The organism is Cytobacillus kochii, assembly GCF_044790165.1.
Classification (GTDB): Bacteria; Bacillota; Bacilli; order Bacillales; family Cytobacillaceae; genus Cytobacillus; species Cytobacillus kochii.
In genome coordinates, this window is record NZ_CP085254.1 from 2,525,307 (window position 1) to 2,551,032 (window position 25,726).

28 protein-coding genes are annotated in these 25,726 nt (G+C 35.9%); 12 read left to right on the forward strand and 16 right to left on the reverse strand.

Annotation, left to right across the window (positions count from 1 at the left end; all coding sequences use genetic code 11):
- Positions 1-26: 26 nt before the first annotated feature.
- From LG276_RS13045 to LG276_RS13060, 4 genes are all read right to left on the reverse strand, one after another.
- The gene (locus LG276_RS13045; RefSeq protein ID WP_285840865.1) at positions 27-1,082 is read right to left on the reverse strand and encodes an undecaprenyldiphospho-muramoylpentapeptide beta-N-acetylglucosaminyltransferase; all 1,056 of its coding nucleotides are present in this window, start codon (positions 1,080-1,082) and stop codon (positions 27-29) included.
- A 47-nt stretch (positions 1,083-1,129) separates the two neighbouring features.
- A complete protein-coding gene (locus LG276_RS13050; protein ID WP_095373097.1) occupies positions 1,130-1,498 on the reverse strand; it encodes a DUF4363 family protein in 369 nt (122 codons plus the stop codon).
- Positions 1,499-2,227, reverse strand: a complete 729-nt coding sequence (locus tag LG276_RS13055; protein WP_095373096.1) for a DUF421 domain-containing protein — start codon at positions 2,225-2,227, stop codon at positions 1,499-1,501. It abuts the gene before it with no gap.
- Between the two features lie 440 nt (positions 2,228-2,667).
- A complete protein-coding gene (locus LG276_RS13060; RefSeq protein ID WP_251161721.1) occupies positions 2,668-3,423 on the reverse strand; it encodes an exodeoxyribonuclease III in 756 nt (251 codons plus the stop codon).
- A gap of 117 nt (positions 3,424-3,540) precedes the next feature.
- Here LG276_RS13060 and LG276_RS13065 point away from each other — a divergent pair, with 117 nt between their 5' ends.
- Positions 3,541-3,981, forward strand: a complete 441-nt coding sequence (locus LG276_RS13065) for an OsmC family protein (protein WP_251161722.1) — start codon at positions 3,541-3,543, stop codon at positions 3,979-3,981.
- A gap of 54 nt (positions 3,982-4,035) precedes the next feature.
- Here LG276_RS13065 and LG276_RS13070 read toward each other — a convergent pair whose 3' ends face one another.
- The gene (locus tag LG276_RS13070) at positions 4,036-4,905 is read right to left on the reverse strand and encodes a LysR family transcriptional regulator (RefSeq protein WP_224938343.1); all 870 of its coding nucleotides are present in this window, start codon (positions 4,903-4,905) and stop codon (positions 4,036-4,038) included.
- Positions 4,906-5,021: 116 nt separating this feature from the next.
- Between LG276_RS13070 and LG276_RS13075 the strand changes: the two genes are divergently transcribed.
- Positions 5,022-5,936 carry a DMT family transporter gene (locus tag LG276_RS13075; RefSeq protein WP_251161723.1) on the forward strand — a complete coding sequence of 305 codons (915 nt, stop codon included), beginning with the start codon at positions 5,022-5,024 and terminating at the stop codon, positions 5,934-5,936.
- Positions 5,937-5,972: 36 nt separating this feature from the next.
- Positions 5,973-6,404, forward strand: coding sequence for a terpene synthase (locus LG276_RS13080; RefSeq protein WP_251161724.1), 432 nt, complete (start codon positions 5,973-5,975; stop codon positions 6,402-6,404).
- Positions 6,405-6,481: 77 nt separating this feature from the next.
- Here the strand turns inward: LG276_RS13080 and LG276_RS13085 are convergent, their stop codons facing one another.
- From LG276_RS13085 to LG276_RS13120, 8 genes are all read right to left on the reverse strand, one after another.
- Entirely contained in the window at positions 6,482-7,756 is a 1,275-nt protein-coding gene (locus LG276_RS13085; protein ID WP_251161725.1) for an MFS transporter, read from the reverse strand.
- A gap of 161 nt (positions 7,757-7,917) precedes the next feature.
- The gene (locus LG276_RS13090) at positions 7,918-10,290 is read right to left on the reverse strand and encodes a xanthine dehydrogenase family protein molybdopterin-binding subunit (protein ID WP_251161726.1); all 2,373 of its coding nucleotides are present in this window, start codon (positions 10,288-10,290) and stop codon (positions 7,918-7,920) included.
- A gap of 14 nt (positions 10,291-10,304) precedes the next feature.
- Complete coding sequence (locus tag LG276_RS13095) at positions 10,305-10,769, reverse strand: 2Fe-2S iron-sulfur cluster-binding protein (RefSeq protein ID WP_308937070.1); 465 nt, start codon at positions 10,767-10,769, stop codon at positions 10,305-10,307.
- Between the two features lies 1 nt (position 10,770).
- Positions 10,771-11,664 carry a xanthine dehydrogenase family protein subunit M gene (locus LG276_RS13100; protein WP_251161727.1) on the reverse strand — a complete coding sequence of 298 codons (894 nt, stop codon included), beginning with the start codon at positions 11,662-11,664 and terminating at the stop codon, positions 10,771-10,773.
- A gap of 18 nt (positions 11,665-11,682) precedes the next feature.
- Complete coding sequence (locus LG276_RS13105; RefSeq protein ID WP_224938349.1) at positions 11,683-12,132, reverse strand: carbon monoxide dehydrogenase subunit G; 450 nt, start codon at positions 12,130-12,132, stop codon at positions 11,683-11,685.
- Between the two features lie 196 nt (positions 12,133-12,328).
- Positions 12,329-12,952, reverse strand: a complete 624-nt coding sequence (locus LG276_RS13110) for an NTP transferase domain-containing protein (protein WP_251161728.1) — start codon at positions 12,950-12,952, stop codon at positions 12,329-12,331.
- Positions 12,924-13,721, reverse strand: coding sequence for an XdhC family protein (locus LG276_RS13115; RefSeq protein WP_251161729.1), 798 nt, complete (start codon positions 13,719-13,721; stop codon positions 12,924-12,926). Before LG276_RS13115 ends, LG276_RS13110 begins: the two co-directional genes overlap by 29 nt.
- Positions 13,696-14,076, reverse strand: a complete 381-nt coding sequence (locus LG276_RS13120; protein WP_224938352.1) for an XdhC family protein — start codon at positions 14,074-14,076, stop codon at positions 13,696-13,698. Before LG276_RS13120 ends, LG276_RS13115 begins: the two co-directional genes overlap by 26 nt.
- A 201-nt stretch (positions 14,077-14,277) precedes the next feature.
- Between LG276_RS13120 and LG276_RS13125 the strand changes: the two genes are divergently transcribed.
- Positions 14,278-15,051 (forward strand): methyltransferase domain-containing protein, encoded by a 774-nt coding sequence (locus LG276_RS13125; protein WP_251161730.1) that lies wholly within the window; start codon positions 14,278-14,280, stop codon positions 15,049-15,051.
- Between the two features lie 289 nt (positions 15,052-15,340).
- On the opposite strand, the gene LG276_RS13130 is transcribed toward LG276_RS13125, so the two are convergent.
- Positions 15,341-15,991: an AAA family ATPase gene (locus LG276_RS13130; RefSeq protein ID WP_224938500.1), complete on the reverse strand. Its 651-nt coding sequence runs from the start codon at positions 15,989-15,991 to the stop codon at positions 15,341-15,343.
- A 199-nt stretch (positions 15,992-16,190) separates the two neighbouring features.
- On the opposite strand from LG276_RS13130, the gene LG276_RS13135 reads away from it, so the two are divergent.
- The 5 genes from LG276_RS13135 to LG276_RS13155 all read left to right on the forward strand — a co-directional run bounded on the left by LG276_RS13135 (position 16,191) and on the right by LG276_RS13155 (position 21,628).
- Complete coding sequence (locus tag LG276_RS13135; protein WP_251161731.1) at positions 16,191-17,255, forward strand: AbrB family transcriptional regulator; 1,065 nt, start codon at positions 16,191-16,193, stop codon at positions 17,253-17,255.
- 290 nt (positions 17,256-17,545) lie between these two features.
- Positions 17,546-18,493, forward strand: a complete 948-nt coding sequence (locus LG276_RS13140) for a MerR family transcriptional regulator (protein WP_224938355.1) — start codon at positions 17,546-17,548, stop codon at positions 18,491-18,493.
- Positions 18,494-18,539: 46 nt separating this feature from the next.
- A complete protein-coding gene (locus tag LG276_RS13145) occupies positions 18,540-18,704 on the forward strand; it encodes a hypothetical protein (RefSeq protein WP_224938356.1) in 165 nt (54 codons plus the stop codon).
- A gap of 567 nt (positions 18,705-19,271) precedes the next feature.
- On the forward strand, positions 19,272-20,402 hold the full coding sequence (locus LG276_RS13150) for a CAP domain-containing protein (protein WP_404292135.1): 1,131 nt from the start codon (positions 19,272-19,274) through the stop codon (positions 20,400-20,402).
- 218 nt (positions 20,403-20,620) lie between these two features.
- The gene (locus tag LG276_RS13155; RefSeq protein ID WP_224938358.1) at positions 20,621-21,628 is read left to right on the forward strand and encodes an LLM class flavin-dependent oxidoreductase; all 1,008 of its coding nucleotides are present in this window, start codon (positions 20,621-20,623) and stop codon (positions 21,626-21,628) included.
- A gap of 214 nt (positions 21,629-21,842) precedes the next feature.
- Here the strand turns inward: LG276_RS13155 and LG276_RS13160 are convergent, their stop codons facing one another.
- Positions 21,843-22,415, reverse strand: a complete 573-nt coding sequence (locus LG276_RS13160; protein WP_251161733.1) for a DUF1836 domain-containing protein — start codon at positions 22,413-22,415, stop codon at positions 21,843-21,845.
- A 133-nt stretch (positions 22,416-22,548) separates the two neighbouring features.
- Between LG276_RS13160 and LG276_RS13165 the strand changes: the two genes are divergently transcribed.
- Positions 22,549-23,193 carry a PAQR family membrane homeostasis protein TrhA gene (locus tag LG276_RS13165; protein ID WP_224938360.1) on the forward strand — a complete coding sequence of 215 codons (645 nt, stop codon included), beginning with the start codon at positions 22,549-22,551 and terminating at the stop codon, positions 23,191-23,193.
- A gap of 96 nt (positions 23,194-23,289) precedes the next feature.
- Here the strand turns inward: LG276_RS13165 and LG276_RS13170 are convergent, their stop codons facing one another.
- Positions 23,290-24,651 (reverse strand): aldehyde dehydrogenase, encoded by a 1,362-nt coding sequence (locus tag LG276_RS13170; RefSeq protein ID WP_251161734.1) that lies wholly within the window; start codon positions 24,649-24,651, stop codon positions 23,290-23,292.
- A gap of 94 nt (positions 24,652-24,745) precedes the next feature.
- Between LG276_RS13170 and LG276_RS13175 the strand changes: the two genes are divergently transcribed.
- A complete protein-coding gene (locus tag LG276_RS13175) occupies positions 24,746-25,420 on the forward strand; it encodes a lysoplasmalogenase (protein WP_251161735.1) in 675 nt (224 codons plus the stop codon).
- Between the two features lie 140 nt (positions 25,421-25,560).
- Positions 25,561-25,710 carry a hypothetical protein gene (locus LG276_RS13180; RefSeq protein WP_251161736.1) on the forward strand — a complete coding sequence of 50 codons (150 nt, stop codon included), beginning with the start codon at positions 25,561-25,563 and terminating at the stop codon, positions 25,708-25,710.
- Positions 25,711-25,726: the final 16 nt, after the last annotated feature.

The following is a 25,726-nucleotide window of genomic DNA, read 5'->3' on the forward strand; positions in this document are numbered from 1 at the left end:
AGCATTTTCAAATAGATTTGCAACAATTACCTTTCCCTAATCTCATTCACTATAACTTTTAAACCGTTCGTCAAAGGAGATTTGCTCATACTAGCAATCATTTCTGCTCTATCCAATTCCATTTGTCTTAACGTTTGTAATAAGGAACCAATTGCTTCTTCCTCGATTACTTTAGCGAATCCTTTTTGTGCAAAAGACTCAGCATTTAACAATTGATCACCTCTACTTTGTTTTTTAGATAGGGGAATGATTAGCATGGGCATATTTAGTGCTAAGAATTCAAATAACGCATTGGATCCACCCCTTGTGATTACACAATGAGTAGCGGCAAGGATATGTGGTAATTCCTCATGAATATATTCAAATTGTTTATAACCTGCTTTCCCTAGTAAACTTTCATCAACTTGACCTTTTCCACAAATATGCACAACTTGATAGTTACCTAATAGATTTGGTAATTCCTTGCGAACTTGTTCGTTTATCTTTTTGGCACCTAAACTACCACCCATAACAGTAATAATTGGCTTTACACTAGAAAAATGAAGCAACTTTAGGGCCGTGTTTTTATCGCCGTTAAATATTTCTGGCCGTATTGGTGAGCCAATGGCAAACACTTTTTCTCGCGGAAAATAAGCATTCGCTTCTTCAAACGAAGTAAACACTTTTTCAGCAAACCGTTGGGCAATTTTATTTGCTAACCCGGGTGTTAAATCACTCTCATGGATAAATGCTGGTATTTTTAGCATTTTAGCAGCAATTATTACGGGGACTGATACAAATCCACCCTTTGAAAAAAGCAAATCAGGTTTTATCTGTTTTAAGATTCTCCTTGCGTCAATTACACCTTTCATGACGCGAAAGATATCCCTTACATTCTCTAAGTCTATATATCTTCTTAATTTCCCACTGGAAATTGAAAAATAAGGGACCTCGGTCTTTGCGATTAACTCCTTTTCAATGCCTGTTTTCGAACCTATGTAAAAAAAATCGACTTCTTTCTGTAATTCTGTAATAAGGGCGAGATTAGGAGTAACATGCCCCGCTGATCCCCCTCCTGTTAAAACTACTTTTTTCTTAGCCAACATCAATCATTCTCCTCATTCTCTTATTTATAGGTCTTACTGTTATTTTATTTTCCTAACCCCTCCCATGCAAATTTGATTTCTTCTATTTCAGCCTGAGCTCCTCCCTCATCATGAACATCAATAAAGCCAATTGCTCGGTTTAAACTTGTGCCTATTTGATTCAGTTCATTTTTCTCTACAGAAAACTGCACTCGCATCTGAACAGTTAAAAACCCTTCTTTGGCTCTATTGATTTGTTTTTTTGCACTTTTCCAATCGCCTTCGTGAATTGATTGTTCAACTAAAGAAAGCGTCCCTATTACATCATCGCCATCAACAAGTGGTTGTTTAAGAAAATCTCCAGACTTCATTGTAAAAATAAAAATAGCCAATATAAGTAATGGAATCAATTTATAAAGAATAAACTCTTTCATTTACTTCAATCCTTTAAAATCTGTTATATCTACGGGTTTTTTCATTTTATCATGATAAGCGTCAATAAAGAGCATCCCGTTGCTATCAATAATCGCTAGAAAGATATCACTAATTTTTGTATATCCACGATTTTTTAATTCTTTCATCAGCCATTCCTCAGATTTTTGCAATTGCTGCAAATTATTGCGGACAAGCACACCATCATAAATTAATTCCGTCCCTATTCCTTTATATGTAGACTTTAACTGTAAATCTCTTGGGGTAACTGGTAAATAATCCGCTTTTTTTAACACGGATATTTGCCCATCTTTTTCTACAATTGCATAATCTACCTCTTTTAAATCAAATATCCCTTTTTCTCTTAGTTGTTCTTGGAGATCAGAGATACGGTAACGCAGTTTCTTCATAACTTCATCCATAATTTCCCCATCCATAATAACGATGACAGGCTCCCCATCGAAATAGATTGATGCTTGTCGCCACTTCATTGTTACTTTTTGCAGACATAATACAAGAACCGTCCATGTAAACAGCCCCACCCAATATGGCCAAGCATCTGTCGCGATGTCTGCTGAAAGATTTGCGGCCATAGAACCAATCGAGATACCTAAAATGTAATCAAAGAATGTGATTTGACTCACTGTTTGTTTACCTAAAAATCGTGTAAATATAAGTAATGTACCAAAAGCAATAATCGACCTTACAATAACGACCGATGTCTCATTCATTGACTTCACTCCTACAATCATTGCCTTTAGTATGAGCAGAACTAGAAAAAGTATCCAGAAAACCTTTGAAGTTTGAGGGGAGTAAATAGATTTTTTACAAATGAATTTTTTTGTATAGATACAAGGGTTCTTATTTAAAGGAACAAGATTCTCGCACCATTTTCACAAGTTTGTTTGCTTAGTTAACATCTATTTAATTTTATTTTGTTAGTTCCACAATAGATTGCTCGGTTCTGTATGATATCATCTCCAACCAAGGTTTGCTGTAAAATATAATGTTTATCTTCCGTCATTTCTTAACGAGTCTGATTCATCATTCTTCTATGCAACTGATTCTCTCAACTTAAACTTTTAATTACCTAGATAATGTTTTATCCTTTGTCGATTAATATGCACAACACAAAAAAATGAAGCCTCATTAGACTTCACTTCATTTTTCCTTATATATCTAATTCTAAGAAAATCGGACAATGGTCACTACCCATTGTTTGACAGTGTGCACCGGCATCTTTGATTTGTGCTTTTAATTTTTCCGACACGATAAAATAATCAATTCGCCAGCCAATATTCCGCTCTCTCACTTTGGCCATGTACGACCACCATGTATAGACATCCGTCTTTTCTGGATAAAGGTATCTGAAAGAATCGACAAACCCTGATTCAAGGAGACTTGTCATTTTCCCACGTTCTTCATCAGTAAATCCTGAATTTCCAATATTGGACTTTGCATTCTTCAAATCAATTGTTTGGTGTGCAACATTTAAGTCCCCTGTATAAATCACAGGTTTTTCCGCCTCTAACGAAAGCAAATATGTTTTTAAATCATCTTCCCATTGTAAACGATAGTCTAATCGGGAAAGATCTCTTTTTGAATTCGGTGTATATACATTTACAAGGTAAAACGTTTCAAATTCTAACGTAATAATTCTACCTTCTTCTTGTTCTTCGTTTTCCCCTACGCCATATTTTACTGATAGAGGTTTTTCTTTAGTAAAAATAGCGGTTCCTGAATAGCCCTTCTTAACAGCATAATTCCAATATTGATGATAGCCATTTAAATCTAATTCTATTTGACCTGCTTGAAGCTTTGATTCTTGTATACAAAACACATCCGCATCCACTTCTGCAAAAAAGTCGAGAAAGCCTTTTTTCACACAAGCACGCAAACCATTTACATTCCATGACACAAATTTCATGTTGCTAAACTCCCCTTTTTCTCTATCTGTCCCTTCTTATTCTATAGGAAGTTTGTCTTTGATAAAAGCCTTGTGATTTGCTATAGTTTTTACGTATAGTTTGAAGGAGGAATACTAATGGCCGATCATCAATTTCATTTAAAAGCACACTTTCCAGGATTACGAAATAGCGTCGGAACAATCGAAAGTGGACAACTGCGTACAAAAGTATCTATTCCACCTGAAATGAACGGTCCAGGAGTAGGGACTAACCCAGATGAAATGCTTCTAGGTGCTGCTGCCACTTGTTATATCATTACCTTAGCTGCCATGATGGAAAGAAGTAAAGTAGAGAAAAATGATTTATCGATGGAATCAACTGCAATTGTTAACGAAACGAATGGCGTCTTAACTTATAAGAAAATCATTCATAAACCAACCATCGTACTTACTAACCGTGATAATGAACGTGACAGAGATCTTGCTCTGAAATTGGCTAAAAAAGCAGAAGCATCCTGCATGATTTCGCGCGCCATACAAGGCAATGTAGATATTGAACTAGAAGTAACCATTAAATAAAAGTATCGTTTTCAATCCACGTCTCTTACGGGTTTTCCCTAGAGGCGTGAGGATTTAATAAAACGACGCCAACCACCTCTCCGTGATCTCTACAAATCTTTTGGCTGCTGGTGACAGATTAAACTTCATCGCTAATCCTAATATGCGATAGCTTTCTTCCTTTAATGGCATTACCACACAATTTTTAGGAATGGTTTCTAATAATAATTCTGGTAATATGCTTACACCAAAATTATGAGCAACCATTGACTTAATTGAATCTTCCGCCATTAATTCAAAGCGAATATTTGGTTGGATCTCCGCTTTAGCAAATAAATCTTTTACTTCATGGTACCCCCCATATGTCGGCATGATAAAAGGAATATCCTTTAACTCTTGTACGCTTATCTCACTTCTTGTTGAAAAAGGATGATCTGTTGACACAATACAACGCAAACGGTCCTTTTTTAACGGAATAACATCAAAATGACTGGAGCTATCGACATTAATAAAGCCACAGTCTAATTTTCCATTAAGAATCCAACGGTCAATCGCTTCATAATCTCCTTCAATTAATTCAATACGGATATAAGGATAACTTTGCTCCATTGATTTAATGATTTCGGGTAACCAAGTAGATGAAACACTCGTAAATGTACCTACTTTTACTGTTCCTTTCATCAAACCCGTTATTTTTGCTGCCTCTTGTTGTACTTGTTCGTCATAGTGTAACACCTTACGAATACTTACAAGCATGCTTCTTCCTTCATTCGTCAATGTTAGCCCACCTCTTGAACGATGAAAAAGCGTGAAACCTAATTCCTTTTCTAAATTAGCCATCGCATGACTGACTGCAGATTGTGTCATCCCTAGTACTTCTGCTGCTTTCGTAAAACTTTGAAGCTCAGAAACCTTGCTATAAATCTCATATTTAACTAAACTCATCTCGCTACTCCTTTTCATGAAATTATTTCATATAAATAATGAAAAAGATTCGTTTTATTAATGTTAATAGATTCATTATAATACATGTAGAAAATCATGAGAATGGAGAAATGGTTATGAGTATGCACACGAAAGCAACGATTCTTTTAGTGGTGGTGAATTTTTTCTGGGGATTATCTTATATTTTTATGAAGATGGGAATCGCGTCGATTGAACCATTTAACCTTGTCGCATTAAGATGTTTAATTGCCTTTGTAATTGCCGCTACCTTTTTTTATCGTTCTTTACGGCATGTAAATATGGAACTTTTATTTTACAGTTTTCTATTAGGCTTCTTATTATTACTTGTGTTCTCTTTAGTTACTGTTGGCTTGACGATGACAGATGCTTCTAATGCCGGATTTTTATTAAGTATGACGGTCATATTCGTTCCGGTGATCCAAAGTATTCTGCAAAGAAGGTTACCAATCGTGCCAGTTAGAATTGGCATCATCATTACATTTGTTGGTATTATCATCATGACAATTACACAATCATTATCATTCAATTACGGTGATATTTTATGTATGCTTTCCGCACTCGCATACGCTATTCATATTTTGATTATTGGAAGAGTCACTAAGGATCATGAACCCATTACAGTTGGTATCATGCAACTCGGCTTTGCTGGTATACTCGCTCTTGTTTTAAGTAGCTTTTTTGAATCACCAATCCTACCACAAAACACAGTTGCTTGGATGAGTATACTTGGACTAGCGATCCTATGTAGTGCCTTTGGCTTTATTTCCCAAGCTGTGGCACAAAAACATACCTCACCAACACAAACGAGTTTAATGTTTTCGCTAGAACCTATATTCGCTGCCGGTCTAGCTGTCATTATTCTTGGTGAAGCATTTACCATTCGAGATATCATAGGTGCTTTTTTAATTATTTGTGGTGTGATTGTTGCGACATTAGGGAGCTATCGAGTGCCTGTTAAGGTAAAAACTGAGCAAACAATGGAACAAAAAACAGAAAAAATTCTACTTTAGTACAGCCATTAACTTAATATGGAAAGGAGGAAGTTTATGTTATCACTTCGTAGAGTCTTAAAATTACGTGATTTAGAAATCTTTCATGTATGGAAGCAAGAACATTTCTTATCTTATGTAATCATTGAAGATACTAGAAAACCATTTACAAATGATGATAAAAAACTAGAGCCGCTATGTTATATGGAAGATGAAGATATTGATGAGATACTAAATGTTTTCAGAATTTCTATTATTAATGATGAAAAGTTAAACGAAGAGGATTCGGAAACACTACGAATATATTTTTCGGACTTCGTTAACAAAACTCACTTAACAAATTTTATTATGAAGGAATATATTCAAGAAGATTTGTATGAGAACGAAGACGATATAAAATCCTTTAATAAAATCCTACAAAGTATTGGTTCAAATTATATAATAGAAGAATTTGATGAAAAAAATTGGATTTATTTATCACAAGATTAAGGTTTCTAAAAAAAATAGAGCCGTTCACTTCGTTCAGAACGACTCTACTTTTTTAATTTTTTTAAAATGATTCTATATCAATAACCTTTTTTCATCAAATACACACATAATAAAAGTGAAAGAACGATAAAACTAATTAACGCCATAAAACCGCCTGTAAAAGAGCCTGTTGTTGTACTGAAAAAGCCAACAACCATTGGCCCAGCAGCTGCTACTAAATAAGATACACATCCGAATGTACCGCTTATTCTCCCCATCACTTGGGATGAAGCGACTTCATGGAGCATCGTCATGGTTATCGGTGCTGGCATGTATAATACACTTAATAGAATAATTGTAAGTAGAATAACGATTGTAGTATTCGTAGTGTATAAGAAGCCTACGAAGCAGCCTATGATGATGACACTTGCTACGGCGACAAATATAGCCCGTTTCATCCATCTATCAGAAAGATAGCCACATACTAATTGAACGATGATGGCAAGAGCATAACCCGCTGCATTAATCATAGCTGAATTAACAAAATCAATCCCCTTTGCTTCTGTTAAATAGCTTGGCAAAAATGTAGAAAATCCAAAAAAACCGATTGAGACGCAAGCATATACTGTTGTTAATATCCAGAACAGAGGACTAGTTAAAACAGATTTAACACTTCCTGTATCGATGTTAGCAGTCTTTTTCACTCCTTGTCCCTTTTCTATATAGTTCACTTCTGCAGCATTAGTTGCATAATGTTCAGATGGTTTGTTTCTAATCATAAAAATAAATATGGCCAAACAAATAAAAGAAATAATCGCTAGTGCGAAATAACTTTCTCTCCATCCAAAAGAGGCGGCAATTAATGCGATCGCTGGAATACCAATAACTGGTCCGATTGCATTCCCTGTAAACCAAAAAGACTGAGCTTTCCCTTGTTCTTGTTGCGGAAACCACTTAGCAGTTAAGGTAAGTGCAATGGGGTATAAAACACCTTCACCTACCCCTAGTAATGCTCTTGACCATAATAATGCCGTAACCGATGTAGCTACTCCACCGATAATCATCGCTATACCCCAAATGGCTATACCAATCATTCCACTCTTAAATGCGCCGATACGGTCGACTACAAATCCCCAGAAAAACTGCCCTAATGCGTATGTAATTAAAAAGACAGAACTTAATGTTCCCTTGATCACATTATCACTAATAGCTAAATCTTGTAAAAACTGTCTTTCTGCAAATAGTATATTAATATTAGATTTATCGATCATTGAAACCGTGAACAGTAGCATTAATGGTAGTGAAATATAAATCCACCTAGCATTTGTTGCCTTTGTCATGTTTTCTTCGTGTAGTACATTTGCCTTTTGCATAGTTGAATCACTCCTTGTGAAAATTGGCATGTTAGTAGAAGAGTGATATAATAAATACACTCTTATTGATGGCTTTCCTAGTAATCTTTAAGATAGAACAGGTATCTTGCAATCAAAGGGATTTCCCACAAAATCCTTTGGAAGATACCTGTTTTTTTCCTTTAATTTGTTTGTAGTGTTTGAAAAGATGCCTCTGCTTCCTTAATCCATGTTCTTAACTTATTTGGACTGATAGGTAAATCATTTGTTTTAATTTCTAATGGATGAAGTGCATCTACAATTGCATTTGCTATTGCAGCTGGTGGCGCGATGGCACCCCCCTCACCTACACCTTTTATCCCTAGGCGATTTCTTGTTGATTTAAATTCCTGGTGTGCTTTTGCCACCGTTGGTACTTCCATCGATGTTGGTAATAAATAATCCATATAAGTACCGGTAAGCAATTGCCCTGTTTGGTCATAGACGATTTCTTCGTAAAGAGCTGAACCAATTCCTTGTGCAATACCGCCTTGCACTTGACCATCAACAATCATCGGATTAATAACCGTACCACAATCATGTACAACACTATATTTCTGTAAATCTACAAAACCTGTTTCTTTATCAACCTCCACTTGTGCCATATGAATCGAAGCAGCAAATGTAACGGTTGGAGGGGCAAAATAATGTGTTACTTCTAAGCTTGCTTCCATGCCTTCTGGTAAATTCCCTAATTTAGCAGGCAGCGCCGCTCGCCCCACATCTTGATAGGTGACAAACTTTTCAGGAGAAGTCTCTGCATATATTTTCCCTTCATCAATGACTAAATCTTCATCCGTTTTTAGCAAATGTGCAGCGATTTTTAACACTTTCTCTCTCATTTTTAATGCTGCCTCATAAATAGCTGAACCTGCATTTACTGCGCTTCGGCTTGCGTAAGTTCCTTGACCCATTGGCAACACAGTTGTTTCGCCAACTCGAACAGTAATATTTTGCGGATTTACACCCAATCCGTCTGCTGCAATTTGTGAAAATACTGTTTCATGCCCTTGTCCTTGAGGGGTACAGCCTAAATAAGCTGTTACATGACCAGAAGGGTCAATAGAGATATGTGCCCCTTCATAAGGTCCTGCGCCCGTACCTTCTACGTAAGAAGAGATGCCGATACCAACTAGCTTACCTTCTTTCTTCTTCTCTTCTTGTTCTTTTCTAAAAGCATCATAGTCAACTAAATCAACTGCCTTGCGTAATGCATCAGGATAATCGCCACTATCATAAATAAGCTGATGACCATCTTTTACTAGAATTCCTTGATCATAAGGCATGTCTTCAGCTTGGATCATATTTTTCTTCATAATTTCGATTGGATCTACTTTTAATTTTCTTGCGACGATATCGATAATTCGATCCATTACAAAGACTACTTCAGGTCTACCTGCCCCCCTAAATGGGACATTAGGTGTTTTGGTCGTTAAGATGACTTCACATTCACTATCATAATTAGGGATTTTATAAGCTCCTCTTAAATGATAGGCACTATTATAAGCACAAGTTAAGGCGAAGAAATTAACAGCACCACTATCAATCACAAAAAAATCCTTAATTGCCGTAATCGTTCCATCCTGTTTAAAAGAAACTTTCACATCATGGATTTGATCCCTAGATTGCCTTGCACTTGTTAAATGCTCCATTCGGTCCTCTACCCATTTTATCGGCCTCTGCAATTTTTTAGCCAAGTAAGGAATAACAATCTCTTCTGGGTGAACACCTCCTTTTGGTCCAAATCCCCCTCCAACATCAGGTGCTGTAACACGAATACTTAAATCGGGTAATGACAAACAATGTGCTAGAGTAGATCTGATTTCATAAGGCATTTGCGAAGACGACCAAACTCTCAGCTCTTGATTTCTTGTATCAAATTTCGCCACTACTCCTCTTGTTTCTAACGGATTTGATCCGAGTCGTGGGGTGCGAATTTTTTCATTTATTATATAGTCCGCCTCGGCAAATGCTTGCTCAACATTGCCTGTTGTCACATGAAAATGGGACTGAATATTACTTTCTAAATGTTCTTGTATGAGAGGTGCACCCTCTTTTCGTGCCTCATATGGGTCAACAAGGGGTTGTAGCGGCTCATACGTTACTTCAACTAGATCAGCTGCATCTTCGGCGATGTAACGATTTTTCGCCACAACTATTGCTACAGATTGGCCAACGTATGTAACTTTCTTCTTAGCCAAAATATCTTCATAGTTAAAGTTGATTGTTGGCGATATAGCCTCAACTAAATTGGGTGGCAAAAAACAATGTGATTCAAATTGCGTCAATGGTTTGATGTCTTCAATATCTTTTGCAGTAAATATACCATAAACACCCTCTATTGCTTTTGCAGCCTCTATATTTATGTCCACAATCTTCGCATGTGCATGAGGGCTTCTTACAAATACTGCCTCTGCCATATTGGTTAAACTAATATCGCCTACAAACATGCCCGTTCCAGTTAAAAGGCGATAATCTTCCTTTCTGTGCATGCTTTTTCCGATATATTTATGCATGTTTCTCCCTCCTTTTATACCGTTTGATGTGTAACTTGCTTTACTGCTTTAACAATATTGGCATAGCCTGTACAACGGCAAAGATTCCCTGAGATGGCTTCTCGAATTTCTTCTTCTGTCGGATTGGGATTTTCTTTCGTAAATTGCGTTAGTGTCATTAAGAACCCTGGTGTGCAAAATCCACATTGGAGGGAATGGCAATCCGTAAATGCTTGTTGAAGAGGATTTAATTGACCATCTTCACCAGCAAGTGATTCAACCGTTTCAATTGTTGCCCCATCTGCTTGAACAGCTAGCATTAAACAACCTCGAACCGCTTCACCGTTTAAAAGTATTGTACATGCCCCGCATACCCCATGCTCGCAACCGACATGTGTGCCTGTTAAAAATAATTCTTCTCTTAAGAAGTCTGTTAATAAGAGCCTAGGTTCTATATCTCTTTCCACTTTTTCTCCATTTACATTTAAAGAAATATTCACTTTATCCAACCTTCTCTTCTCCTTCCCATGCTCTTGCTATTGCTTCTTCTATTGCACGTTTTAATAGGGTCCCAATAAGTTCCCTGCGATAATCAGCACTTCCGTGCAAATCTCCTTCTGGGTCCACACACTCACTCGTTAATTCAGCGATTTCTTTTAATAAAGCTTCCGTTACTTTCTTTCCTATTAATAATTCCTCAGCTTCTTCTATTATAAGAGGAACAGGATTGACACCACCTACAGCTAGTTGTGCCTTTTGAATAAGTCCTTGATTATCTAGTTCAATTACTGCTGCAGCGATTGCTAAGCCAAAATCTCCATGTCTCCTCGCCACTTCTACAAAAGAATGCCCCACTCTCTCTCCTTGTATCATAATTGGAAAGCGGATTTCTTTCACTAATTGATTTGTTTGTAATGAAGTCAGGAGATAAGTGAGAAAAAAATCTTCAGGACCGACAACTTCCTCTTCATTCACTGAAGCAATAACAATCTCACCTCTTAATGTCGTCAATACACACGGTAATTCTGCCGAAGGATCACCGTGAGCTATACTGCCACCAATTGTCCCACGATTGCGAATTTGTTTATGACCTACCCACTTAATTGCGTCAATAAGCAATGGACATTTTTCTTTAATTAATAGTGAATTTTCCACTTCCACATGCCTTGTCAGTGCACCAATGGCGATATATCCATCCTCTTCACGAATATAATTTAACTCTTTTATACCGCTCACATCGATTAAAAACTCAGGGGTAGATAGCCTCATATTCAGTACAGGTATTAAACTTTGCCCTCCAGAAATGATTTTACAATCATCTGCGTATTCTTCTAGATAGGTTAGTGCCTCATTAACACTTGACGGTTTTAAATATTTAAATTTTGATGGTTTCATGCTCGTGCCACCCTTTCGTTACGCCTTTTGTAAAGTGATTTGTTTCTCCACATCTTTAAAAAAGTTTCCAGCAATAAATTTCGCCACACCGCTCATTACTCTGCTTCCTACACCTGCAATCATGCCGCCAACTTCAGCATCACATTCCCATTTAACTTCACACTTTTCTTCATCAACTGCAGTAATATAGCAATCCATTTTTGCTTTAACAAATCCTGGTTTTCCACTCCCTTCTGCTATTAATTGATAGTGTACAGGTGCTTCGATATCTTCAAGTTTTACATTTCCTTTGTAATCCCCTTTAACTGAAGCAATGCCCAATTTCATTTCAACATCATAGGTTCCGTCCTCTTTTAACACTAGGCTTTTGCATCCTGGAATAGCTTTTTCTAATATTTGAGGGTTGTGAAGAGCATCCCAAACATCTTTATAATTTTTTTTCATTTTCACTTGACCTGATAAGATCATTATTTTCTCCCCTTTATATTTTTTTGAATTGTGCTAATAGTAATAATATTAATTTTTTCGAAAAATTTTGTCAATAAAATGCGGATGTTTTTGTTTTGTTAACTAAATATCGTTTTTTATATAAAACATAAATATGTAAATAAGATTGTTTTAGATAAAGAAGGCTATTTTTTGTTTTGAATGTAAAACCAATATATTATTTTAGCTTTTCATACTCTTTTATTGTGTCTATATCTAATAGAATACCGCGGTCATTCACTGCAATTTCTTCCTTATATGGGATGGTCTGAATAAAGTTCTTCCCACTTTGTTGTTGAATCGAATGAATCATTGTATTGTTGATGTTTGCAAAATAGACAGGATGGCCAGGCGTTTGATCATATGATGGCCTTATAGATATTGGATGTTTCTTCTCTCTCGCTAACTGCTGCCCTCTTTGAATAATCATTTCACTTGTTTCCTTTTCTATAAAGGGGGCGTCTCCTAAAAAAACGAGTGCATCTTCCTTTGAAAAGGCAACTTTGGAAAGTCCTTTGTACAGTGAAGACGATTGACCATTGGCATAATCCGAATTAAAAGCCCAAGAAAAGGAAGGATTGTTTATCTTAATTCTTTCCATAATGGTAACTGCATCATGACCAATAACTGCTATCACTTCTTTACAATGTAACTTTAATACTTGTTCAATGACATAATGAAGCATAGTTGTCCCTTTAAATGGCAGCAACTGCTTCGTCCGCCCCATTCGCGTAGATAACCCTGCTGCGAGAATAATTGCTTTCATTGGACGTTTATGATGATTGGTGGATAAATTCCGCACCTTGTAGAAAGCCTCCTTTATGTCTTGTTCTAACTGCTATCACTTCAGCAACAATACTAATAGCAATCTCCTCAGAGGATACGGCTCCTATATCAAGACCAATTGGACTATGCATCCTTTGTAAGTCTGTATACGTGAAGTGACAACCTTCCAAATAAAGCTGATCGAGAATTTTGATACGTCGTGATTTCGGTCCTAAAACGCCTATATAAGGAGCCAGTGAAGACAGGGCAAATTTTAATGTCTGCTTATCTTTCTCAATATGATGATTCATAACGACAATATATGTACGATTTGTTACACGAATACATGCTGTGAAATCCTCTGGTCTAGCTATTATTCTTTCGGCATGAGGAAACCTTTCTTCATTGTTATAAAGGCTTCTTTGATCAATGACAACCGTTTTCATCCCGCATTCTGCTGCATATTTAACAACAGGTATCGCATCATGTCCTGCACCAAACACCATCAAAGTAGGTGATGGAACAAATACATCGAAGAATATGTCTACATCTAATTCATTCTCATCTTGTATCATTAAACTTTCTGTTTGCGGGTTGGATTGCCTTAACTTTTCTTTAGCAATGGATAAAGCAGCCAATTCCAATGCTTGGTCATGGAAAGATCCAATAGGGGATTGATTTTCCAGATAGCAAATCCGATAATTTTTTTGTGACAAACTAGCTTCCGTAATGGTCATTAAAACAGCAGCTTGTTGTTGGTCAATCGCATCTAGCCAAGCGTCAAAAGGCGCCAATTTCTTTTGCACATTCATCCACCTCCTCAATATTCTGTGTTGTATATATTATAGGTTCAATATAGATATGAACCGTTCCTGGACAGCCAAGACCTAACCCCCATACCTCGTCTTCATCTAAATGATACGTTTTAATTATTGGAGCTTTTGTCTTTATTACTTCCTTGGCTATTTCTGCTACATCTGCTTCTAAACAGCCCCCCGATATTAATCCAACAGTAACTCCATCCGCATCGATTAGCATTTTTGCCCCTTCTTTTCGATAAGCTGATCCTTTTACTTTAATAACTGTTGCTAGCGCACAAGGAAGCTTCTTGGCTTTTAGTTTTTGTATTGCCCTCATCACTTCCAACTGTTCATTAGTCATCGACATCACCCTCCAATGCGTATATATTTAATAGTACAAATAAAAATTGGAATGTTTTACCTATAAAACGAAGTTTCCGATATAGAATAATATAATCGTTACTTCTTGACTATGTCAATTAAATTTTTAGAAAATTTACAATAGATTACTATTTGAAATTTTTGACTTTTTATTACCCAACATACATATGGAGGTATTCATTTGAAAAATCCTACATTATCCAATTATTGGATTTCTCCTCACTCTCCCGAATGGTATAGGCAAATAAGCAAGAACGGAAATGCATACATATACCCATGGCAATCTACTATTGATTCACCTATAGCAGAGAATATCTTTGATCAACTTGTCTGTTTACATACACAAGATAAAGTTACCCTTGATTTTGGCTGCGGGGATGGAAGATTCACAAAAAAATATGCTTTATATGCCAAGCAAATGATTGGGGCCGATTCTTCTATGCAATTTATTCAGACGGCAATGAAGACAAAGCCCGAAAATACATCATTTATTGTTGCTCATTCAAAACATGTACTTCCTTTTAAACGAGCATTCTTTGATATTGCCATTATCCGCAAAGGGCCAACATCTATTTATCATCAATTACCTCTTTACGTAAAAGAAGGAGGGCTCATTTTAGGGTTGCACCCTGGTGAAAATGAGGGAAAAGAGTTATCAAACTGGTTTCCTAAACTTTTTCCAAACAACCAACATAACATACCCATTCAACAACATCTCACAAAGATCTTTACAAAGGCTCCTTTCAAGAAATTTGAAATTCACCCGTATCATACGATTGAATATTTACATTCACCGCTTGATCTCATCCACTATCGTTGCTTTGGACAAAAAGAAGAAATCTATCAAGTAGTTAGCTCCGACATACAAGAAATCACTAACATTTTCAAGAAACATCAAACCGTTAAAGGATTACCTATCACTTATGAACGATATATAACAATAGTACAAGTGTAAATCCCTTACAAGTCTATGGATTAAAGTCATTATTAGAATAAATCTGGGCCTACCCTGCATGTAGGTAGACCCAGATTTCATTCTCTTAAGCATAATCATGATTCTTAGTAGTGTGTTCCTTATAACTCTCGCATGTCTTTTATTTTCCATGTTTGTTTGCGGTGGTCATAATTGCTGGGTTCTTCTAAAGACAAGATTGGTAATCTTATATAACACGATGACTGATCTTTGATGAACTTTAAGATCATAAAAGACTAATCAGTACCTTGTTTATACAGCAAGGTATTGATTAGTCTTCTTCTTTAAATATTTCATGTAAATATCGCTCTCTATTTTCCAAGAAGTATTTCGTTATTTGGTAATGATCTGTTTCTTCATACGTTGTTTCCGCAATGCTACCTTCATCGAAATTTAGAATCGTTGCTCCAGGGAAGCCAAGTAGTATCGGAGAATGGGTGGCAATAATTAATTGGCTCTCTTCTGCTGAGACAATATCATGCATGATTCTAAGAAAAGCAAGCTGCCTTGCAGGCGATAATGCCGCTTCAGGTTCATCTAACAAATAGATACCCTCTCCATCAAAACGATTCAGAAAGAGTGATAGAAACGATTCTCCATGTGATTGTGCATGTAATGACTTGCCACCATAACCACTATATCCTGTTGGGCATTCCCGTTCTAATTCATCAATATGTGAAGAAAACTGATAAAAAGATTCGGCTCTTAAGAAAAAGCCATTTGTTAACTTCGGCATCCAAGAAAGCCTAATGTGGGGAGCTAAGGAAGATTCGGAGGCATGTAATTCATAACTATTACTTCTACTCCCTCCAGCCACATTAAAACCGCATTGGTGGGCAATGGCTTCTAATAAGGTTGACTTGCCAGAACCATTATCACCTACAAAGAACGTTACAGGTGACTTAAATTGAATTTCATCCATTGATGCAATCGTGGGAATGGATAAAGGATAGGTATTTTCATGACTACTACTTATTTTCTTTATTTTTCTTAGCAAGGTCTCTCCTCCTGTTTTTAGGATGTCTCACCTAAGCATTTACTAAAAATATGTTATTGTCTATGGTATGATAAACATATCTTTCCAGAATCGAAATTTCTCATAAGAAAAAGAAGGTCTGCACATGAACAAAAGCTATTCACTATTGCTAGCAGTTACTATTGCCGTAGCAGGTGGGGGCATTTTCACCCTACTTCATATCCCTGTAAGCTGGCTATTAGGATCCATAACAAGTATTATGCTTTATTCTATACTATCAAAGACGACGTTGTACTGGCCAAAATATTTTAGAAACATCGGGATCTTTATAATTGGATACAGTATGGGCCTTTCATTAACAAAAGAGGCGATGGTGTTCATCTTGCACCAACTACCCTCCATGTTATTTTTAACAGTACTCATTATTGGGTTCAGTTTAATTACTTCATTCTTCATTGCAAAATTAACCGGTATCCATTATCCATCGATATTGCTTGGTAGTATTCCTGGCGGTTTGTCACAAATGCTCGTATTAGCTGAAGAAACAAAAGAAATGAATGTGACTGTTGTTACTTTCTTACAAGTAGTAAGATTAATACTTATTATCTTTTTTGTTCCTTTTCTCATATTTGGTCCGTTCTTCCATAATGGCAGTAATATTTTACCGGATTATGAACATACAGCTAGCTGGCAGCAGTTATTACCTGACATTATTCCATTTATGATTCTATCATTTATTTTAGCTATTATTTTTAAAAAATGGAACGCACCAACCCCATTTCTTCTCGGACCTATTATTGCAACAAGCCTCATGACACTGCTTAATATTAATGGTCCTGCTTTACCTAACAGCTTACTTGAGATTGCACAAGTTTTTATTGGTATTAACATTGGTCTCATGATGCATCCAGAAAAGCTTGAAAACAAATGGAAATTATTAAGTTTAGGTATATTTAGCAGCGCTTTATTAATCGTCATCTCAATGATTCTAAGCTTTCTTCTTAGTCATTTTTATGAGTTTTCCCTTGCTACAAGCTTCTTAAGTTTATCACCTGGTGGAATGGATCAAATGGCTATTATTGCCCATGAAGTCGACGCACAGTTGGCTGTTGTAACCGGCTATCAACTCTTTCGGGTATTTTTCATCTTCTTTATTGTACCCCCTTGTTTAAAATATCTATTTTTACGATATAGGACAGTAAAAGGGTAACCAGTTGGTGACCCTTTTTGCCTATCCTAAATGATCTATCCTCACCTCAGGACCATTTACCTATTCCTTCGTAAATCTATTTTTTATCTACAAAATTCATTGTCGAAATAGTCAATTTCGTTATAAAGTGCCTACATTTGTGGAATAACGTCTTGTTTTGATATCTTTTGTCAGCAGGCAGGAAAAGACGGGCTACGATGCGGAATAGCTAATTATACGGAATTTATTATGTAGTTCGGAATCCCCTTCCGAAACATGAAAAATTACACTATGATGAAAGGGAGTTATTCATGAATCAAATTATGCAAGCATATACCATTAATGAAGTATCTAAACAGTTAAATATTCCGCCGGGAACATTAAGACAGTGGGAAAAAGATTTAAAGGATATATTAGTCATTCCCCGATCAAAAAATGGGGCAAGATATTATACAGATGAAGAAATTAGCTTACTAGATACCGTCAAAAAGATGCGTAATCAAAATTTAAGTCAAAAAATGATTCGCAGACTACTTAAGCAACATCTTGATTCAGAGTCAATAGCAGACCAACAAGAGAACCCCTTAGAAACATCATTGAATCCTATCCTACATGAAGCAACAACTGAGCAAGATCATCATCCTCTCAATATCGAACAGCTATCTATGGTCATGACACAATTCCAGGACCATTTATTACAAGAGATCAAGCAAGAATTAAAAACGAACTTTAAAAAAGAAGTTGTAGAAGAAATGAAAATGGAGCTTTCCAAAAATTCGCTTCATACAGTTAAAACCATTTCAGACTCCATCTATAAATCCAACGAGAAGACGAAAGCAGAAATTCAAGAAATGACTGACGAATGGAAGCATGCTTCCAAACAAAGCTCCGGAGCGCTCGAAACCTTGTCAAAAAGAGTTGCGAAACAGTCGAAGCGAACGACAGACCAGATGCACTATATCACGAACAAAATAACCGAATCCTCAGAAGCATCCTCTGAAGAGTTCAAAACAATGATTCATTATATTTCTAGCTCGCAAGAATTAACAGGAACAGAATTTAGCAATGAAATAAATGAATTAAAAGAGAGCATGAATGCAGATCGTGATATTTATGTCGAAACAATGAGAAAAGAACATGAAGAATATTTACATCGATTACGTGAGCGAGAAGACGCATTTCAAGATATGATGCTGTCTTTCCGAGATGCCGCAGCGAGTAAGCAAGAAAAGAAATGGTGGCAAAAGTGGAAAAAATAAATTCGTAGGGGCGAGTATCCCCTCAATATAAAGGGGTTTTTATCAAATGAAAAATCAGCAAAAAGCGCATCATGTGGATGAATTATTAGTTACAATGGACAATGATCATCATCGTGTAGATTTTCGTCTAGATGAACTGGAATCGAAAATGGAGATGTTAAAAAGAAAACTTGAAAAATTTGAACACAAAATGCAAATGCTTAAAGACTAAATACACCTGATAATACCCTCTAAAAGAAGCTGGAAGAGAAGTATTGTATTCTAGCTAAGGATATATCCGAATGATTATGAGCATACAACTTCTAATCATTCGGTTTTTTTGTGTGATTTATATCCTATAGAATAGTGGAATGGAGCGGAAGACACTCGACTCCGACTAGAAATAGAAGGAAAGTGAGTGGCTGTAGTGCAAGAGGACGGACTTTTTTTACAACTGATTTTTTATAGTTCTTCATTTGTTATTGTTCATCTTTGAGGTTAGGTCATTTAGTTATGTCTCAGCCCTTTTTCTGTTATTCTTCTTAAAAGCGGTCCCATTCCCCGTTTATTCGGTGTATTATCTCTCCATTCAATGACTCCTCCTACTATGAGAAAGCCCAAATTTTTTTCTTTAAAACAAAACTATATTTTCATAAACAGATTATGTTATTCTGTAAATAATAGGAAATATATCCTTAGTGGGTAATTATGGATAAGTCAAATGAGTTGTTACCTATGTTTAACGAGACTATAATTTAGGCAATAAAGAGTAGTATCAAGGTTAGAAAGGAATTCTATTTTGAAAAAGATTAGTATATTTTTCTTAATATGTTTACTTATTTATATAAGTTGGCCGTCAATTCGTGAAGCTCTAGGGGATAAAACCAGCGAACACTTGAAAGAAATTCAATCAACTATTGAAGAAAAAGATGTTCAAGGCTTTACAGAAGATGCTGTTACTGCTTTTAATCAAATGATTATCAATTTTGAACAATGGATCCAGCCTTCACCTAATGACTCTCCTCCGGCAGAAGAGGAATCAGTCGAGAAGCCCGCATTATCTGAACCTGATAGCCAAACAATTTCAGTCTATAATTTTGAAATCGGTGAGAAGAAAGCGGAAGTTGAGAATACATTAGGATCCCCACAAAGAATTACCTCAAATGAATACGGTAGTAAATGGCATGCTTATCATGATAATTATCATCACTTCATCATGATTTCTTACGATGAAAATGAATTAATTAATGGCATCTATACGAATCAAGATTTAATTACTTCTAAAAACGGCTTTCAAATGAATATGACAAAAGAGGAAGTAACAGAGATATTCGGGGAACCGATTAGCGCGATTCGTAAAGGTATAACCAATTATCAATATGCAACCGACAGTAATTATGCACTTTATGAGGTCGATGATAGTTATTTAACGGTTTTCTATGATATTCATGAAAATAACCAAGTAACTGCCATTCAATTAATTGCTAAAGAGCTTGAACTTAATAAAGTTGGATTCTATGGTGAAAAAAGTGCAGCTTTAAAGGAAGGTTTTGAATTCCAGTTATTTGATTTAACAAATGCTGAAAGAGTTAATTATCATTTACCTACACTAACTTGGGATGATCCCGTGAAACAAACAGCTAGAGATCATAGTGCTGATATGGCTGTTAATAATTATTTCGGTCATGATAACTTAAAAGGTGAATCGCCGTTTGACCGGATGAATGCGGATGATATTCTCTTCCGAACAGCAGGCGAAAACTTAGCCTATGGCCAATTTAGTAGTATTTTTGCCCATGAAGGCTTAATGAATTCTGCTGGACATAGGAAAAACATTCTTAAAGAAGATTACCAACTTCTTGGTGTTGGCGTGGCATTTAATGACGATAACCAGCCTTATTTCACAGAAAATTTTTATACGAAAAGATAAGCATGCAGAACTGCTCTGACATGCTCTTTTTCATACTACAAACCATTTAATATAACTATTCACTCTTAAGACAAACGGTTAAATGAGCTTTGCTTTAATGATCATATCAGATAACATTTTAATAACCGAATCATTCATTTTTAAAGCAGATAATTTCATTCATGTAATAGAAGTTGCTACAATATGTACAGATACTAAAAAGAAAGTAGCTGAAAACGATGTCAACGATAAAATATTCTGTTTTAGATTTAGCACCAGTCCTTGAAGGTGGATCACCTAGTGAGTCATTGGCGAACTCGCGCGATTTAGCCAAACATGCAGAAAACTTAGGTTATACGAGATATTGGCTGGCTGAACACCATAATATGCCGGGGATTGCTAGTTCAGCCACATCTATTGTTATAAGTGATATTGCCCGCGCTACCAATACAATTAGAGTAGGATCTGGGGGCATTATGTTACCAAATCACTCTTCTTTAGTGATTGCTGAACAATTCGGTACACTCGAATCACTTTACCCAGGAAGAATTGATTTAGGCCTAGGTCGTGCGCCAGGTACTGACCAACTTACTGCGGCGGCATTAAGAAGGACACGACGAACAGATGCCGAAGATTTCCCTCAACAAGTGGAAGAATTAAGAACTTACTTTGATCCTTCCCGCTCAGAACAACCATTACCAGTTAGAGCGGTTCCAGGAGAAGGCTTGAATATTCCAATATGGTTACTCGGTTCAAGTGGTTATAGTGCGCAACTTGCTGGGCAGTTAGGTTTGCCATTCTCTTTTGCTAGCCATTTTTCACCGGACAATACACTACCAGCAATTGATTTATACCACCGGAGCTTTAAACCATCTGATGTATTAAAAGAACCTTATGTAATGGTTGGGGTGAATATCATTGCAGGGGAATCAAACGAAGAAGGACAATACCTAGCAAGTTCTCTTTACCAATCTTTCTTAGGCATGATGCGTAATAAACGTGGAAGGATGTTGCCTCCTGTTGAGAATATGGACGAAGTTTGGACACCTATTGAGAAACAATTATTACAACAACAATTAGGTTCTTCCATTATTGGTGGTCCTGAGAAAGTGAAAGAAAAGCTTGAAATATTCCTTGGCGAAACTGGCGCCAATGAGATCATCGTCAATGCTCAAATCTATGACCATGATAAAAGAAAAGCATCTTATCAGCATGTGGCGAATGTAATGAAGGAAATAAACGCTTAAGAACTTTGATCATCGAAAGCAAACATGAAAATTAGTTTACATGTTTGCTTTCGACCCCATTGTTCTCTTTCATACAGGGTCGTACTTAGAAATCTGCGTTGCTTGGCTTTAGTTATGGTACGGAGCACCCTTCCTCATCCCTCTTTTATCATCTTTAGCTTATTATTCATGTACAGCTTCAATATTTAAATATGTATATGGGTGAGAATCTGATTCACTTCCTATTTTCTTCCCTAGAAAGTGAATCAATTTTTGCTTCAGCTAACCGGCGATAAAGATTGCTCATATGGACCAATGAGTTAATCATTAATACCTCTTTCATTTCATTGTTCGGTTGGGAGATTTTTTCATTATAATTTTGAGCCATCGATTTCTCCATCCAGTCAACATTTTCATTAAATTGTTCTTCATTCTCATTTATCATGTCAATATACATATCATAAACGTCTTCTATATTCACCTCTTCTTTTTGCACTTCCTCGTTCAGACTTTCTAACGTTGATTTAATGTCCTGAATCGATAAAATGCCTTTTAGTTGATAAATAAGGCTCATCGTTAATATATGTTCTTTGCTGTAGCGCTTATTTTTAATGGGTGGTAATAGTTTTCCTTTGGCATAATTATTAATCATTGTTTTTGTTAAGATTTTCTCATCTTCATTTCGTTTATAAGAATGGTAGTTTTGTTCAAACAGTTGTATGACTTGATCCATATATAAAGCGATAGACGGAATGTCTTCCATGCGAATCGGCTTTCCTTGTCTGATTCTTTCTTGTTTTTCCATCATTTTATCCCTCATTATTTTTCTTCCTATCATACATCCTATCAATAGAAATGTAAATGTTGACTATATATTATAGTTAGTAGTAATATTATATATAGTATTAAAAACTACTTATAATATTATTAGGGGTGTTATCATGTCGTTTATAAGAGAACCCATCAATAGCTTAACTCATTTCGTTGGCGCAATATTGTCATTTATAGGTTTACTGGCGTTAATCATCAAAGCATCATTACATAACGGAACAAACATTGCCATATTCTCTGTTACTTTTTTCGGTATTAGTATGATGTTACTTTATCTCGCTTCCTCCACTTATCATGGGGTAAGAGCAAAACATACAGTTATTGCTTTCTTGAGAAAAGTTGACCATTCCATGATTTTCGTGTTAATTGCTGGTTCTTATGCACCTTTCTGTTTAATCGCACTTGATGGCGTATTAGGAATAAGTTTATTTGCTTTCGTTATAACGACATCCATTCTTGGTGTATTATTTAAAATGGTCTGGTTTAGTTGTCCTAGATGGTTATCCACTTTTTTATATATTCTTCTTGGTTGGGTTATCATCATCGCCTTCCTCCCATTAAGTAAAGCATTGAGTACAGCAGGACTCGTATGGTTAATTCAAGGGGGCGTATTTTACACAATCGGTGGCGTTATTTATGCGGTCAAACCTAAATTCATGGAATTTAAACATATGGGGTTTCATGAAATCTTTCATATCTTTATCTTATTAGGAACGCTTTGTCACTTTATTAGCGTATATGGCTACGTTCTTTAATTAATTGAATGGTCATAGGAATATTATGTTTGTGTATAAAATGAAGGGCTAAGTGAGATAGATGTCTATTCTGCTCATTTAGCCCTTCTCTATTCATTATTTAATTAGCTTTTTCAATAGCTTTAATGATTTTTCACTCGGATACCGAAATGGAAAATCCACTTTTGTTGTTTGCTTTAAGACGCTTTTATAATGCGTAAATGCATCAAAACTTGCCCGTCCGTGATAAGATCCAATTCCACTATTGCCTACACCACCAAATGGTAAATGTGGGGAACTTAAATGCATGACTGTATCATTGATACAACCACCACCAAAGGAAATTGATTGCAAGATTTTTTGCTGGACTTTTTTATCATCTGAGAAAAGGTAAAGTGCCAGCGGTTTCGGTTGTTCATTTATTTTGCTAATGACATCATCTAATTCCTTATAACTCAATACTGGAAGAATCGGTCCGAAAATTTCATCTTGCATAATTGGATCTTGCCAATTAATTTCAGTTAAGATGGTCGGTTCGATCAGATGATTTGATTCATCCACTCTCCCCCCATAAAAAGATTGACCATTAGTTAAAAATGTAGCAAGCCTCTTAAAATGCTTCTCATTGACAATCTTTGTGTAAGCCGTATTTTCGATTGCATTCTCTCCATAGAGACTTTCAATCTGAGCTGTAACTTCCTTAAGAAACTTGTCATGAATCTCTTGATGGACATAAACAAAATCGGGTGCTACACATGTTTGTCCAGCATTTAAGAATTTCCCCCATACTAACCTTTTGGCTGCATGGTTTATTTGGGCATCATGATGAATAATTGCTGGACTTTTTCCTCCCAGCTCTAACGTAACAGGTGTTAAATGATTAGCGGCTGCTTTCATAATGTGTCGACCAACTGCTACACTCCCAGTAAAAAAAATATGATCCCAAGATTCTTCTAACAAATTTTCACTAACTTCCACGCCACCTTCCACAACTGTAATATATTCAGCTGGAAAATGCTCCTCAATAAGATGAGCAATTAAACGAGAAGTGTGAGGTGTTAATTCGGAAGGTTTGATGACTGCTGTATTACCTGCAGCGATTGCACCAATTAATGGCGCAATCGCTAATTGAAAAGGATAGTTCCATGGTGCAATGATTAATGTATTACCATATGGCTCAGGATAAATCATGCTTTTTGAACCGAATGTAGTTAAAGATGATTTTACTTTTGCAGGTCTCGACCACTTTTTCACATGTTTAATTGTAAATTTTATTTCCTCTAGTAAAACAGCAATCTCTGTTAAAAAGGAGTCAAAAAATGATTTCCGTAAGTCTTTTTGCAAAGCCTCCGCTATGCTGTTTTCGTTCTTCTTAATTAAACTTCTTAATGTATATAATGCGTCCAATCGGTATGTAAGTGCTTTTGTTTTACCCGTATGAAAGAATGCTTTTTGCTGTGCTAAAATATTCTTTTCCATGCTCTTCCCTCTTTCTACTTTCAATTTTATATACCTCCTGCAGGAAAATGGTTTTACTCTCTTGAATATATACTAAAAAAATGAGGTGAACCCTATGCGAAAAAAACTGCCCTATATGATTCTTCTATTTGCTGTTCTTTATATATTTTTTATACCTGAGGAACCGACAATCCTAAAAATCTTTTTCAAATTAGTACCGATGATTCTTATTATTCTATACACCTATCGCAATCGGCAAGAAACTAAACCTATTCACTACTATTTTATTTTTTCAGGTCTTATTTTTTGTATGTTCGGCGACGCTCTACTCATTTGGTTTGTGGTTGGATTAACCGCATTTTTAATCGGTCATATATTCTATACGATTGGCTTTTTTAAGATTTGGGAATACTCTTTAGCTAGGTTTCTTTCTTTTATTCCTATTCTTGCCTATGGCATCTTTATGAGTTCGGAATTTGTGAAAGCACTTCACAACCGCAATGAAAATGAATTGATTATACCAGTCATCCTCTATATCGCGGTCATATCATTGATGTTTTGGTCTGCTATTATGTCAGGGCAATTATATGCCATCATTGGAAGTTTACTCTTTGTCATTTCTGATAGTGTATTAGCATGGAATAAATTTATATCTTCCATTCCTTTTTCCGGAAGTATTATTATGATTACCTATTATTTAGCACAATTTTTAATTGCTTTTAGCTTGTTTCATACAGTAAAACAAGTGAAGATACAGAAACCAAATTCACCCATAGCAACAAAAGGATAATTTTTCAAATTTATGTTAAAATAAAGAAATAACCTAAATTGGGCATTAGCATAAAATAACAATAAGCAAATTTATTTCACTCTCCCGTTTAGGCTTAACTAGTTATAATCTATCTTACATTGTAAAAGGAGGATACCAGTATGAACAAGAAACAACATTCTTTTCATTCACAAGATAATGGCGAAAATCATGAAAATGAAATAGAGACAGTTGAGACGGCTGCTGAAAGAATTGAAAGAAAACCAGAATTTGATACGTTCGGGACGGGGTTAAATGGTTACGGAAATTAAGAACAAAAAAATGATG